The following is a 14,791-nucleotide window of genomic DNA, read 5'->3' on the forward strand; positions in this document are numbered from 1 at the left end:
GAACTAACAACGTTATTTCCTATAATATTGGATAAAGTCAACCAAGCGGAGGTTATAGGACAATGGAATATCACGTATCAAAAACTGGTTCAGATCAAGGTCAAGGTACTCAACATGATCCTTTTTTAACCATCAATAAAGCGGCTTCAGCAGCTGTGGCTGGGGATAAGGTTATCGTTCATGAAGGGATATATCGCGAATGGGTAAAACCGAGATACAAAGGATTAAGCGAACAAAGAAGAATTATTTATCAAGCCGCTGAAGACGAGCAGGTTGTCATAAAAGGCTCTGAACATATACAAGATTGGCAGCAGGTTGAGAATCATATTTGGAAAGCGATCTTGCCGAACACGTTTTTTGGCAGCTTTAATCCGTATGTTGAGGAAGTGTCTGGCGATTGGCTCGTCACTATAGAGGAGACAAGACACTTAGGCGATGTATATCTAAATGGCATGTCTTTTTATGAGGTCAGTCAGTATGATCAACTGGCAGCTCCCGTCGAAAAGCTGGAGTTCAAGGATCTCTGGACACATGAGATGGTTCCGGTCCAAAATCCAAAACAGACGACCTATGTTTGGTTTGCCAAAGTAAGCCCTGACCACACCACGATTTACGCTAATTTCCAAGGTGCCAACCCGAACAAAGAACTGGTAGAAATCAATGTACGCAGATCTTGTTTCTACCCTGAAGAAACCGGGATTGATTATATTACTGTAAAAGGTTTTGAAATGGCGCATGCGGCAACACCTTGGGCACCTCCAACGGCAGACCAGCCCGGACTGCTGGGCACTAACTGGAGCAAAGGCTGGATTATTGAAAATAATATCATTCACGATGCAAAATGCAGCGCTATCAGTATCGGCAAAGAAGCTTCCACAGGCCATAATTACCGTACCATTCGAAAAGACAAACCCGGATATCAATATCAGCTTGAATCCGTCTTTACTGCTGAGCGTCAGGGCTGGAGCAAAGAATCGATCGGTTCACATCTTATCCGCCATAATACCATTTATGATTGCGGCCAAAATGCCATCGTCGGCCACTTAGGTTGTATTTTCAGCGAAATTCATCATAACCATATTTACAACATTGCGATAAAACGGGAATTCTGGGGCCACGAAATTGCCGGGATCAAGCTTCACGCACCGATCGATACTCACATCCACCATAACCGGATTCACGATTGTACTTTAGGTTTATGGCTGGATTGGCAGACCCAAGGGACAAGAATCAGTAAAAATCTGTTCTATCAAAATCACCGGGATTTGTTTATAGAAGTAAGCCATGGCCCTTACATTGTTGACCATAATATCTTGACAGCTAAACATGCTTTGGAGAATGTAGCCCAAGGTGGAGCCTATATCAACAATCTGATCGGCGGCAGGATGGTTCATCGAAAGGTACTAAACCGGTCCACGCAATATCATCTTCCGCATAGTACAAAAATTGCCGGTTTCTCACTTATTTATGGTGGGGACGATCGATTCTATAACAATATCATTGTTGGAAAAGACGGATGGACAGGCGTGGGAACATCACATTTCAATAACTACACCACCTCTTTGGCGGAGTATATCGAGAATGTCCATAAGTTACACGGTGATCTTGAGGAGTTTGAACTCGTTGAACAGCCTATGTTCATTAATAACAACGCTTATTTAAACGGTGCTGAGCCTTTCGAAAGAGAGAATGTAAAGCTGGTTGAGGAAAGCTTTGGTCCAGACTTCTTTATTGTAGATCAAGGAGAAGAAGGATTCCTTTCTATTGATCTGCCTGAAAGCTTCGTTAACTTCTTAGGTGAGGTACATTCAACTGAGACTTTGCCGCGGGTGCGCATCGTGGATGCCGAGTTTGAGAATCCGGATGGCAGCAATATAATCCTGGATACAGATTTTCTGGATAAAAAGAAAGAACATAAAAGCACTTTAGGACCTCTTACACTTTTGAATAAGGGCAAAAATTATATTAAAGTGTGGTGATCGGTAAAGCAGGTGGCAAGTCCACCTGCTTTTTCATTGCTATAATTGAGTCTGCTATTTAATATCCTTAATCTTTTGAATAGATACTTCGTTTTGTTCTATTAGGATCTGATATTCAACAATCTCTCCTGCTTTAAATTCTTCCTTAAATTCTTTACTGACCGAGTAATTATCTTTCGGATTGAGTGTAACCTTAAATAAATGCTTTCCATTATCTATGGGGAACTTTGCTACCCCACCATGCTTAATATTACTGTCGATCAAAGAGTTAATTTGAACGTCATTTCCTTCATCAACGGTAACAACTACACTTTTTAAAAATAACGGACTGTTATTCGTAATCAGCAAGTTATATTCTTGATCATCAGTTACATCTACATCTGTATTATTGGATATATCGGCATTGTTTTTTTCGCAACCCGATAACAGGACGATAAACAAAACGAATAAAGATACGTATTTTTTTCTAGACAAAATGTTCTCCTCTCCATTCCTATAATCTTTTCTTGTGAAAATCTTAACATGTTCTAGAAGTTTTATGGGAAATATTTGAAGGCTTTAGCTAAAATGATACACTCTAATAAATAAGGGTAGCCCCGTTGGCTACTCCTTTCTGAATGGCCATTTACCTATATATTGTCGTAACCTTGGAATCGGTTCACTATTTTGCTGTTGACTTTGACCTTAGGGTAAGGTGTTAAGTAGATCTAGAACCAAACATCGATGTTTTAGCTTGGAAGCTTAATTCAAACGAAAAAAGGAGATGACTTTTTGCTGTCGATTGGAGAATTCTCGAAGATATGCGAAGTTTCTACGAAGACGCTTCGATATTATGATGAGATCGGATTAATTCATCCCGATGAGATTAACCCTGAGAACGGTTATAGGTATTACTCCATCAAACAACTTAAAAAAATGCTTTTTATCAATCGTCTAAAAGCTTATTATTTCTCGCTGGAAGAAATCAGAGACATTTTGCAATGGGAACAGGATCATTCAGAAGAGAAGCTCTACTCAGCCCTTAATCTCAAGAAAAAAGAAATACAGGAGAAAATAAGTACTTATGAATACACCTTAAAACAAATCAATAGTGATGTATTAAATTTGGAGAAAGGTATCCCCATGATGTCCTACCTGAATGAGATAAAAGTAGAGCTTGTTGAAACTCAGCCTATGAATATTCTTTTTACGCGTCAGATGTTGAGCAGTGATGACTATGCGCTAGGTTATGGACATTATTTTAGCGGGCTATATGAAAAAATCGCCACTGAAAAACTCACTTTGCTCGGTACGCCAATAACAATTTATCACAGCCATGAATATAATCCAGCCGGAAATGATACAGAGTTTGCTCTCCCCATAAAAGAGGTTGTAAAAGGTACAAGAGATTTGCCTGATGCTCTTTGTGCGAGATCTGTTCTTAAAGGCGCCTATTCAGAATTGACCTCGGTCTATGCAAAGCTGAGAGAATGGATAGAAAATGAAGGTTATGAAATGGTGAATTCGCCCTATGAAATATATGTAACGGACCCGATACAAGCCGCTGTGCCTGAGGATCTGGTTACCGAGGTCTATTTTCCAGTAAAGAAAAAAAATTCATAAAGGAGTTACTTTCATGCTCAAAAACAATTATCCAACTTCAGATTGGCAAATCTCAGCCCCCGCAAACTTGGGAATGGATGCTGATATGCTTTCAGAACTAGAATCAAGGATCAAATCCGAGTATAGCAATATCAACGGGATTGTTGTGATAAGAAGTGGAACTATCGCTTATGAAAAATATTATAATGGCGCTGGCCCGAATGACACACATCATGTGGCCTCTGTAACAAAAAGTATCATATCCGCGCTCATAGGCATTGCCATAGATGCTGGCTTTATTAACAATGCAGATCAAAAGGTACTGGAGTTTTTCCCGGACTATGTTCCAAACGCTGCTCAAGATCCGCAAAAACAAGAAATCACCTTGCACCATCTCCTTACGATGACCGCACCTTATGCTTTTGCAGATTGGCACGAACCGCTGGAGCAAATGTGTATGCAGCCTGACTGGGTAAAATATACGCTGGATATGCTAGGCCAACAAGGAACAATTGGGGATTTCAAATATTCTACCGCTGGAGCACATCTGCTTTCTGCCATCATCACGCGCAGCACTGGACAAAGTGCCCGTGAGTTCGCCAACGAACGTTTATTTAAACCTATCGGAATGAATGAAATCCCGGATTATGAGATGAGCTCATTTGGGTTCGATGATTTGTTTGGGGTAAATGTGAAGGGGTGGGTGGAAGACCCAAATCGTATCACCACAGGAGGATGGGGACTTACGTTGTCTCCACGCGATATGGCGCGTTTTGGTTTATTATATTTGAACCGTGGACAATGGGAGCAAAATCAGATCATTTCGGAGACATGGATTGAGGAATCAACAGCGATGAACCCTAATCATTACGGTTACTTGTGGTGGCTACGCGAAGAAGACGGGGTTTACACCTACTCAGCGTTAGGTGATGGTGGTAATGTCATTTGCTGCATTCCAGAAAAGGATCTTGTCGTAACCATCGCCTCAGAATTCACACTTCAGCCTCGTGACCGCTGGCCTCTGATTAAGGAGTGTATTATTCCGTCTGTAGTAGAGTAAAGAAGATAAAAAACATGCTGGTTGCCCCTTCATTCACAACTAGGAGAGCAACCAGCTGTCTACACTCTAAATCATATTGCTTCAAGGAAAAATAATATCACCTTCGTTGCTGCTTACATCAAAAAATCCAACTTTATGTTTTATAGCCAACTCCCGCATCGCCGTATAAGCTTCGTCAGCTACGGAATACGCAAAAGCCGCATAGATGACGGATGAGCCAAGCGAGTAGTCAGTTAACCGGTTATCCGTTCCGGCTTCCTCCATCGCCTCAAAAATCTCGTCCTCTACATTCATATTAGGAAATTGCTCAGACAACTCACTATAAAAGCGTTGCAGCGCCTCCGATAAAACCGATGGATCGTTATAGGCATGGTCTTCCGACCACTGCACTTGCTGCTCATACCACTCCATAAACGTTGCTCTCTCTTGCGGTGCTTTAGACGTCTCAAATGCCATCAAATCATAGCTCATTTAAAATCCTCCTCTAACCCACCCTAATCGTGCATTTTCAGTTCCTATAAATTGTTGGGCTGTTTTGATTATATATTAAAAATCATCAGACCCGTACTATAGAATCATGATACTTACTCAACCGTTAAATATCATGTGAGCACCGGTGTATCTACAAAAGTAACTACTGGCTCCATTACGCCATGTAGTTCGAATAAGATAAGCTCGTTATCACCTTGACGCAGAAGCGGAGCTGGTAAGTATAGTGTTTTAGTTGGACCCTGCTCCCAGTAGCGCCCTAAATTAAAGCCGTTTATGAAAACCTGACCTTTACTCCATCCGTCCAGCCGCAAAAAAGTATCCTCAGACTTACTGACTTGAAAGCTCCCCCGGTAAAAAGTAGGCTGCTGACGTTGCTCGCAATCTATCGGTGTGAATGATAATCCCTTAAGATTGGTTAAAGGCAAAGAATGAATGGTCCAATCATGCAGGAATTGATAGCCGAGTCTAACGCCACAGGTTATGCCTTTTGGATCACAAAGCAGCGGGCCATAATTTACACGCCCCATATTCTCCACAAGGATGTCGATCTGCAGTCCCTCCGTTGGAACCTCTAATGGAATTCCTCGCGGATCCCAGCGTTCAACTGTACCGACAAAGGCCCCATTCGCGAATACAAGCGCACGATCACGTACTTCTTGAAGGACGAGCTCCATACTGCTGCGGGGTCCACTGATCCTCGTCGAATATAAGATGAACCCATGATTCTGACCCAGTTTCTCCATTGGCTCGGGACATGCTCTATGTTCTGGGGTAGACAAAACGTCTAACTGAGTGAACAGTGGTGCTGCTTCTGTCATCAACACTTTACCATAAGCTTGTGACTTTAATAACGGCGGTAATTCCAGTGGCGGTAACGTTACGTATTTCTCAATTATTTTTCGTGCTGCATAGAATTTTGCAGTTGGCTTACCGGATTCGTCCAGCAGCGTATCATAATCGTAGCTGGTTACGATGGGCTCATATTTGTCAAAAAGATTTGCCCCATTCATAAATCCAAAATTCGTCCCCCCATGGAACATATAGAAGTTAACAGAGGCTCCTAAAGCCAGCATTTCATCCAAAGTCTCCGCTACTTCAGATTCGGGGCGTGTATTATGCGGTTTCATCCAGTGGTCAAACCATCCATTCCAGAATTCCATACACATCAACGGTCCCGTAGGCTGATATTCACGTAGTTTAGCAAAGGCTTCCTTTGCCCGTGAACCAAAATTTACAGTGGCGAACACTCCGTCAATCATACCGCCTTGGAGCATATGATCTTCAGCTCCATCTGAAGTAAACAGCAAAACGTCCATGCCGCGGGCGATTATTCCTGCTTTTAGATCATTCAGGTAAGTCTTATCACTACCAAAGCTTCCATATTCGTTCTCTACTTGAAGGGCAAGCACAGGCCCACCGTTAGTGCTTAACAAGGGCCGCAGACGTGGAAGCAACTCATCGAAATAGGCATCCAACTTAGATAAATAGACGTTATCATTACAACGCAGTTGTATGTTATTGTCCGCAAGTAACCAAGCTGGCAATCCACCGAATTCCCATTCCGCACAAATATAAGGACTTGGCCGCAAAATCACGTGCAAACCAAGCTCTCCGGCAAGTCTAACGAAAGCCTCGATGTCAGCAAATCCAGCAAAATTGAAGTTCCCCTCCTCTGGTTCGTGTAAATTCCAAGGAATATAGGTTTCAACAGTATTCAATCCACAAGCCTTCAGCTTCAGCAAACGATCCTGCCAATATTCCGGAACGATCCGGAAATAATGAAGCGCACCAGAAAGCAACCGGATGGGTTGTTCGTCCAATATAAAATGATCCCCTGATATGGATAACTTCCGCATATAATTTCTCCTCCAACATTGAGATAGACTATTTAATTATAGGTAATAAAAATATCAACCCATATGGACGATTCTAATGAAATATATGGAGAATTCATTGGTTGCTAGGGGCTTTTGTGATGCTATACACTATATTCATAGGGGGTTATTACGGATGTCAAAAAGAACTCATATTTGGTTAATTACCACAGATCAAATGCGCGCGGACGCACTAGGTATCGAAAACGCTTCCGTACTGACACCTGAACTTGACCAGCTTGCTTCGGAAGGCACACTCTTCACTGGCGCTTACTGCGCTAGTCCCGTTTGCACGCCTTCACGTTCTTCCATTTTTACAGGCAGGTATCCGCATGTTCATGGTGCCTGGAACATCGGTACCACACTCAGAGAAGACGAACTTACCTTATGCGATCATTTAAAGAAAGCGGATTATGAAACCATCGGTATAGGAAAGATGCATTTCCGCCCTCAGATGAAGGGGAACTTTTCACAAGAATATGAAGAGCCTGCTTATCGTGACCGCGGAAGAGCTTCCGATGGAACGTACTACGGATTTGATGAACATCATATTACGGAAGATAATTGTATCGGGGAATATATGGAGTGGCTTAGACAGCGTAACCCTGAAGTGGCAGAGCGTTTCAGCAAGGACCATTACAGAGCTTCTAATGCTCAAAACGATGTGTGGGAGAGCGAACTCCCTCCGGAGCTGCATCAGACTTATTGGATTGCTGAACGGAGTATCGATGCTATCCTCGCCCACAAAACCGAGCAACCGCTATTTTTATGGACCAGTTTCGTCGATCCACATCACCCCTTTGACCCTCCAAAAGCTTACGCGGATATGTACGCTGACACTGACATTCCATCTCCAGCCAGAGAAGCAGATGACGTGCATCTTCGTCCTCCACATCTGCTGCGTCAGAGTCAGGGAGGATATTGGCCTGGTGGCGGTGAGGAGCATTCTCTTGATGAAGCGCATATGAAACGGCTCACCCGAAATTATTATGCGATGATTACCTTCATTGATGCGCAGATCGGACGTATTATAAAAGCTTGGCGTCAAAAAGAAATGTACGATGATGTAGTCATCCTCTTTACCAGCGATCATGGAGAACTGCTCGGTGACCATGGACTAATTTACAAGGGGCCGTGGTTTTATGAAGGGTTAACACGAATCCCGATGATCGTACGCGGTCCTGGGATTGCTTCCGGGCAACGGGTCCCTGCTTTGATGGAACATGTTGATATTGTCCCCACACTGCTTGCAGCCGCAGGTCTCAAAACTCCCTACGGAATTCAAGGTGTGTCACAGATGGAGGTGCTGGCTGGAAGAGAGTCCCATGTGCGCAATTCTGCCCTGACCGCTTATATTGCTCATGACCGCGGCATTAACGCTAAGTGTTTGCGTACAACACGTTATAAGCTGGTGATTTTCGCAGGTGAGACCTACGGCGAATTGTATGATTTGAAAGAGGATCCTCATGAAAACTCCAATCGTTTTGAAGATCCCGATTATAGTGATATTCGCCATTCGATGGTTGAATTGCTCGTCCATCGAATGATTCAAGATCAGGACCCTTTGCCTGAACGCCGGAGTAGCTGGTAAATTCACTAACCTTTCTTTATATCCGTAACAGACGTAGGGCAACCTGTGAGTTCTGGTTGCCCTATGTTATGATTATTTCCCCAATTGGGATGCCTTTAGAATATGAGATATTGGGCGTCCGGCAATCCATTCGCCGTTGTTTACAAACCCTTCCTCTCGTCCCTCCAGCTCGTGAATAAGACGCTCTCTCCACTCTTTTATACGCTCAAATTTATCAGTACAGCCTATCGCATTAATCTTCTCTGAGGGGTCTGCCGCTAGATCAAAATACTGCTCTTCCCCTGTCTGAGAATACCAAATAAATTTCTCTCTTCCATCCGTTAAGAAGTGGTGGGACTTTTCTCCATAGGCTTGTTCCCCATGAATATAAGATCGCCATAATGTCTGATCTCCCCTGCACAGCGGCAACACACTTTGCCCTTCTACTGGAACTGGTATTTGGACGCCAGCAGCTTCAAGAAATGTGGGCATAATATCGCGAAGCTCTACAATGGAATCAGGCCGGGAGCCTGCAAGAAGTCCAAGCGTTTCTCCCGGATCAAACACTATGAAAGGAATCTTAGCACTTCCTTCATAAGGAAGAGATTTGCGGAAGTAATGGTGATCCCCCATCATTTCACCATGATCAGAAGTAAATAGAATCAAAGTTTCATTTAAAACTCCATACTCCTGCAGCCCATTGATCAACCTCCCAATTTGGTCGTCAAGATGCGTAATTAGCGCGTAATACGCCGCACGGGCACGATCCAATCTGCGCTTTGGCAAATTAGTGAACGAAGAAGTTGGATCCTTAGCTCCGTTTAAGGCCGCACTCTCGTCCACCCAGTCTCCGATTGGAGGATCGGGAAATTCCAAGTCCTTGTACATATCTAGATAACATTGTGGCGGATCCAATGGGGAATGCGGGCGAACGAAGGAAGACCATAAGAAAAATGGTTTCCCAGGGTCCCTTCTTCGCAAAAAGTCTAGCGACTCGGTCACGCACCAATTCGTGGGATGCATCGCTTCCGGCAAGTGCCAGGGGCGGGCAACCGTTGAGGCGTTGCAATCAAGGCCTAAATCAGTGATATCCGAGTTAGCATTAGTTTGTCTTCGCAGCCACTGCAAATAATCATCCACTTGATCATAGTGTTCATCCTGTAACGTTTTGCTCTTATCCCGATTGTAGTGAAGATATCCATCATGAAGCACCACATTATGGAAACCACATAGATTACGTGCAGGATACACATGCATCTTGCCAACACACTGCGTATGATAACCAGCTTGAGCAAGCTCTCCGGCAATCGTATGGGCGTAATTCCATTCAACCTTATCCCGATAACCAACCCGCCCATGTGATCTTTGCCCCATTCCTGTCATGATAGCAGCCCTGGCGGGAATACAACTGGGGGTAGCCGAGTAAGCGTGCTCAAATAAGATCCCCCTTGATGCCAGAGCGTCCAGGTTGGGTGTCTCAACGACGGGATGTCCCATAATGCTCAGGCAATCAAAACGCATCTGATCTACGGTGATAAGCAAAAGGTTGGGCTGCTTTGTGCCCTTTTGATGGTCCAGATTAGTATCAATCATAACCTCACCCCCTCCTTAAACCCCAGCGATCACGGATGGTGTTGCAATCGTGTGCCATAAATTCGCACTTATCGTCCTGGGGTCGCCCTCGTCAACAAGACCGTCGAACGTCAGAAGCTCCTCTTCTAATTCAGCAATCTGCTCCACGTTCCCTTCGACATAACGATTGATTCGATGAATCGCCGTTCTGATTCTCTCAAGCATTCCTCCCATACGAAGATCAAAAACATCAAGACCAAATACCTTATTTTCCAGCTCCCATTGCACTCGATAGTCGTCCATGAATTGTCTGGCTAAATCAGATAATTGTGGCAAAGTCACCTTGGCAAAGTGAGCCAATTCCTCTAAATTCCCCTGATGATAAGCGTCGCGTATAGAAATCCCGATTTCGCTCTTTATTTCGAGCAAGCGACACAAGCTGGCTTGTACAGAGAATAAGGATTGCCAAGGCGAATTGCGAGTGATCGCCTGTTCGAGCTTTTCTGCACTTTGCTGATAATGCTTCGAATACGCGTTAGGAATAACATGTCGATCAAACAAACCACACAAAATATCTTGATAAAGCAAGTATTTAGCCGGATTGATAGAACATCCCCCCGGAGCCGAATTACCCGGAACCAGGTTGGCCGCATCAAGTGCCATAAAGTCATCATAATTGCCTTGCACACAGCTGCTGAATCTTTCTTTGACATGGTTCTCCACGAAACATCCCGTGTAGCTCAGCTCCGCCCAAAGTTGAAGGGTAGGAAGAACCGAGAAAACGGAAGCTTCAGCGCCATTATCTCCCCATGCGGTAATCAACACTTCTTGAATTCCATGCTTAACACAGCTATCATGAGCCAGCAGACTGACATGGCGACTGAATTCATTGTTTGGAGCGAAGCCCATCCATTTCCAAGCACCACCTGCAAATCCAATATGATCATTCAGCTGCTTATGTTTGCTTAACATCCCGTCGTATTTCTCCTGCGTTTCCGAATAATAATCCCAGTAGATCAAGGTAACATCTTCAGGAATCAGCTTTACAATATCAGGGCTAATTGGACTTTCAGCATCGTAATATTCTCCGGAACTGGCCAGACGGAAAAACATGTCGCTCCACATCATCGTCTGGAAACCATATTTTCTGGCGATCTCCATAACAGTGCTAAAGTGTTTTAACATTAATGAAGATCGATCCTGATACCCATGCTTATCCAGGTATTTACCAAGTCCCATCATATGAGCTTCGTCCATCCCGATATTTATGCGGCGACTGCTTACATGAACCGACATAAAAGCAAACATTCGATCAATTAACTTGTAAGTTCTGGAATCATCAATAAGGAGAATATCCTGGAAATCCACAAGCGGTGCATGTGCCTGCCATTTCAATGCTTGTCCGAGATGGGCCAGGGTCTGAATACAAGGAACCAGTTCTATGCCAAATAACGCGGCATACTGATCCAGCTCCCGAATTTGATCTCCTGTATATCGGCCTCGCAAATAGCCGAAATAAGGGTATCCCTCCAGTTCGTAGGTGTCTTCCGTATACAACTGAACCGTTGAATATCCCATAACCGCTAAACGCCGGATCAATTCCTTATATCCTTCATAGTTAAGAACCGCATTTCGCGAACAGTCTACCATGAAGCCTAACTGTTCATAAACCGGTCGTTCATTAATTTCAACTCGTTCTCCACGGCGTATGTTCTCAAGAAATCGGCTGAGTGCCCGGATCAACTGATGTTCCTCTTCATACACAATGGTGACCTGAGCCTCATCGTAAGATATTCGAATGCCCTTCCCTTGCTTCTTACAATTCACTGGTATCCCTGAGCGTTCCATTCGAATACTCAATATTCCCGCTACTTCTGAAACAGCTGCTAGCTGTTTCTCAGTTAACCCTGTCAAGTGAATGCTAAGGTTCATAAACTTTACCCTCCCAATCTTATAAGTATGCGGTCAGTAGCGCCGCACCGTCTAAGCCATACTTCAAATAATTAAACGGAAGATCCGGGCTACTTCCGCCCGGATCTTCTCTATTTATCCATTATTCAATACCTTGTTCCTTGGCCTTCTCATTTACTTCCTCAATCATTTTATCAAGGCCTTTTGCCTTATAATCGTTCACAATGCTATTCCAGTAACTCTCAACAGGTTCTTTGGAAAGCATGATCTTAAGCAAATCATCATGGTCAAGCACAGTAAATTTATCCTTTGTTGGGGTGGACATATAAGTTAACCGAATATCATATTCTGGAACCTTCGTATTATTCTGAATCCAGTCGATGTAATCGACAGCTTCTTTGCGGATTCCTTCGTTAGCAATCGTCGGGTTATCCATGTTATAGCTATCTGAAGTTTCATATGCCACCAAATTCTTCAGAAATCTGCTAGCTGGATACTTCTCATTTAACGAACCCTTTTCAATGACAACCTTCTGCCCATTTTCGAGCTTGTAATCTACACCTTCGATGCCATAAGTCAACAGATCCTTGCCTTCAGGAGACAACACATAATCATAGAGTGCCATGATGCGATCCATCTTTTTATCGTCAATCTTATTGCTGAAATAGCTTTCTGACCAGTATGTTTTAAAGATAGCGTGTGAACGTTCACCATCAGGACCGATAAGCGGTTTGAGCGCCTTCACGCTCTCCGTCATATCCTTATCCGGATAAGCTGTTTTCCAGCGTTTTTCATACATATCGCTATTTAAATTTATGAAACCTCCACCGCTCAGGAGAGCAGCTGCTTTGCCTGCTACGAAATTGTCATAGGACTCTGCTGGTTTAACAAGCGCGATGTCTGGATCGATCAATCCTTTTTCGTACATATTCTTCATGTTTTGCAGCGCTGGCAGCGCATTTTTCGAAAATACAGCAGGGATAAACTTCCCATCCTCTTTGATCCATTTAAAATCACTGCCGCTTCCATCACTAGTAGCAACCGGGTTGCCATACAACCAGAAGAATCCGCCCAGCATCTTGGTAGTTGTCGTTGTAAGACCAGTAACATGCTTGCCTTCCGGATCCGACTTTACGATTGCATCAAGCATAGCTTCAAACTCTTCCCATGTCTCTGGTTCTTTGGTGATCCCAGCCTTTTGAGCAAGATCCCAACGATAGAAGACCATACGATCCAGTGCGCTCCAATCGACACTCGGGAACATCCGGCGAGGCACAGTATAATACTTTCCATCCACTCCTAATCCTTTAATATCTGGCGATTCGAAGTATTTTGCAAGATTTGGATACTTTGAAAGATCCGGGAGCGCTTTGACAACGCCTTGATTCACCCATTTGCGCTGATATTGTGTACCTACGGCGTCAATCGCGAAAATGTCTGGCAATTGGCCGGAAGCGGCCCACATTTGAATCTTCTGGGTATAGTCATCCCAAGACAAATTGACAGGTTTTAGTGTGATGTTAAATTTCTCCAATACTTGTTTAGCAATCGGGTCCTTTTCGATGTTAGCAATCTCGGCATCTGCATCCCAAAACCCAAGAGAAATAGTCATTGGATCCTTGTAAGGATTATCCGTAGAGTTAGAAGAATTCGGAGATGTTTCACCGTTTGAACCAGCCTGCCCTTTGCCGTTATTGCCTCCACCGCAAGCCGTGAGTACTGAAGCGAACAAAGTTATACATAATGCCAATGTCATTATTTTCTTTCTATGCATGCTTGAAACCTCCCTTTATACTATTTTAGGATAGAATCAATCTATTTAAAATCTTTCTTATCCTTTTATTGAACCCACCATAATGCCTTTATTAAAATGCTTCTGCAGGAACGGATAAACAACAATAATCGGAATACTCGAAACTACAATCGCTGCCATTTGAAGTGCAGGTGTGTAGACCTTTCCCGTCTGCTCCTGCTCGGCCATCGTTTGTGCCATTTGGCTTAGCAAGGAATTCGAAGTAATAAGTGTCTCCCGTAGATAAATCTGAAGGGGTGCTTTTGCCGCGTCACTGATAAAAATTAATGCATACCACCATTCATTCCATCTTTCCACAGCATAGAACAAAGCAAAAGTCGCCATGAATGGAGCAGAAATTGGAATAATGATTTTGAAAAGAATGTACAGATCATTCGCCCCATCCAGCTTAGCCGATTCTTCCAAGCTTTCTGGAATGGTATTGAAATAGTTTTTCATAATGATTAGATAAAACGTATTGAGACCCGCAGGGATGATCATGACGAGTATATTGTTTACGAATCCTAGATCTTTAACGACTAAGTAAAAAGGAATTAAACCGCCATTGAAAAACATAGTGAACAAGATCAAGCTAAGCATTATGTTTCTGCCGGGCATACCCCGCTTGGATAATGCGTAAGCTCCCGCCACAGAGATTGTCATGCTGAACAACACGCCAACCACTGTTACGATGACAGAATTAAAGATGGAAGTCCAAAACTTCATATCCTGAAGCAAAAGCTTGTAAGCGGACAGGTCAAACGAAAGCGGAAAAATATAAAAGTCGCTTTTACTAATCGCTTCGAACTTTGCCACAGAGATAATAAGAACATTATAGAAGGGAAAAAATGTTACTATTGCTAGGAGCCCCAGCACCACGAATGCGACGATATCGAAAACACTCCACTTTTTTCTCTTTTTAACCGTTATGTCGGTCACTTGCTTCTCCCCTTTTCCTGC

The 14,791-nt window shown here is 43.5% G+C and carries 11 protein-coding genes; 4 read left to right on the forward strand and 7 right to left on the reverse strand.

What is annotated here, in order from left to right:
* Positions 1-62: 62 nt before the first annotated feature.
* The gene (locus MKX34_RS18600; protein ID WP_076296231.1) at positions 63-1,979 is read left to right on the forward strand and encodes a right-handed parallel beta-helix repeat-containing protein; all 1,917 of its coding nucleotides are present in this window, start codon (positions 63-65) and stop codon (positions 1,977-1,979) included.
* Positions 1,980-2,033: 54 nt separating this feature from the next.
* On the opposite strand, the gene MKX34_RS18605 is transcribed toward MKX34_RS18600, so the two are convergent.
* Entirely contained in the window at positions 2,034-2,453 is a 420-nt protein-coding gene (locus MKX34_RS18605; RefSeq protein ID WP_036688177.1) for a hypothetical protein, read from the reverse strand.
* Between the two features lie 297 nt (positions 2,454-2,750).
* Between MKX34_RS18605 and MKX34_RS18610 the strand changes: the two genes are divergently transcribed.
* Entirely contained in the window at positions 2,751-3,581 is an 831-nt protein-coding gene (locus MKX34_RS18610; RefSeq protein WP_076098972.1) for a MerR family transcriptional regulator, read from the forward strand.
* Positions 3,582-3,594: 13 nt separating this feature from the next.
* The gene (locus MKX34_RS18615; protein ID WP_076296232.1) at positions 3,595-4,620 is read left to right on the forward strand and encodes a serine hydrolase; all 1,026 of its coding nucleotides are present in this window, start codon (positions 3,595-3,597) and stop codon (positions 4,618-4,620) included.
* A gap of 81 nt (positions 4,621-4,701) precedes the next feature.
* Here the strand turns inward: MKX34_RS18615 and MKX34_RS18620 are convergent, their stop codons facing one another.
* Together MKX34_RS18620 and MKX34_RS18625 are read right to left on the reverse strand one after the other, a co-directional pair.
* On the reverse strand, positions 4,702-5,091 hold the full coding sequence (locus tag MKX34_RS18620; RefSeq protein WP_076225205.1) for a hypothetical protein: 390 nt from the start codon (positions 5,089-5,091) through the stop codon (positions 4,702-4,704).
* Positions 5,092-5,222: 131 nt separating this feature from the next.
* Entirely contained in the window at positions 5,223-6,968 is a 1,746-nt protein-coding gene (locus MKX34_RS18625) for a beta-galactosidase (protein ID WP_076296233.1), read from the reverse strand.
* Positions 6,969-7,122: 154 nt separating this feature from the next.
* On the opposite strand from MKX34_RS18625, the gene MKX34_RS18630 reads away from it, so the two are divergent.
* Positions 7,123-8,577: a sulfatase-like hydrolase/transferase gene (locus tag MKX34_RS18630; protein ID WP_076098970.1), complete on the forward strand. Its 1,455-nt coding sequence runs from the start codon at positions 7,123-7,125 to the stop codon at positions 8,575-8,577.
* A gap of 72 nt (positions 8,578-8,649) precedes the next feature.
* Here MKX34_RS18630 and MKX34_RS18635 read toward each other — a convergent pair whose 3' ends face one another.
* The 4 genes from MKX34_RS18635 to MKX34_RS18650 form a co-directional block, all read right to left on the reverse strand.
* The gene (locus tag MKX34_RS18635) at positions 8,650-10,149 is read right to left on the reverse strand and encodes an arylsulfatase (protein WP_076146426.1); all 1,500 of its coding nucleotides are present in this window, start codon (positions 10,147-10,149) and stop codon (positions 8,650-8,652) included.
* A 15-nt stretch (positions 10,150-10,164) separates the two neighbouring features.
* Positions 10,165-12,060 carry a family 20 glycosylhydrolase gene (locus MKX34_RS18640; protein ID WP_076296234.1) on the reverse strand — a complete coding sequence of 632 codons (1,896 nt, stop codon included), beginning with the start codon at positions 12,058-12,060 and terminating at the stop codon, positions 10,165-10,167.
* Positions 12,061-12,181: 121 nt separating this feature from the next.
* Positions 12,182-13,813, reverse strand: a complete 1,632-nt coding sequence (locus tag MKX34_RS18645) for an extracellular solute-binding protein (protein WP_076296235.1) — start codon at positions 13,811-13,813, stop codon at positions 12,182-12,184.
* A gap of 57 nt (positions 13,814-13,870) precedes the next feature.
* Positions 13,871-14,770, reverse strand: a complete 900-nt coding sequence (locus tag MKX34_RS18650; RefSeq protein ID WP_051491567.1) for a carbohydrate ABC transporter permease — start codon at positions 14,768-14,770, stop codon at positions 13,871-13,873.
* Positions 14,771-14,791: the final 21 nt, after the last annotated feature.

The sequence above is a fragment of the Paenibacillus sp. FSL R5-0636 genome (assembly GCF_037974255.1).
Taxonomy (GTDB): Bacteria; Bacillota; Bacilli; order Paenibacillales; family Paenibacillaceae; genus Paenibacillus_AQ; species Paenibacillus_AQ odorifer.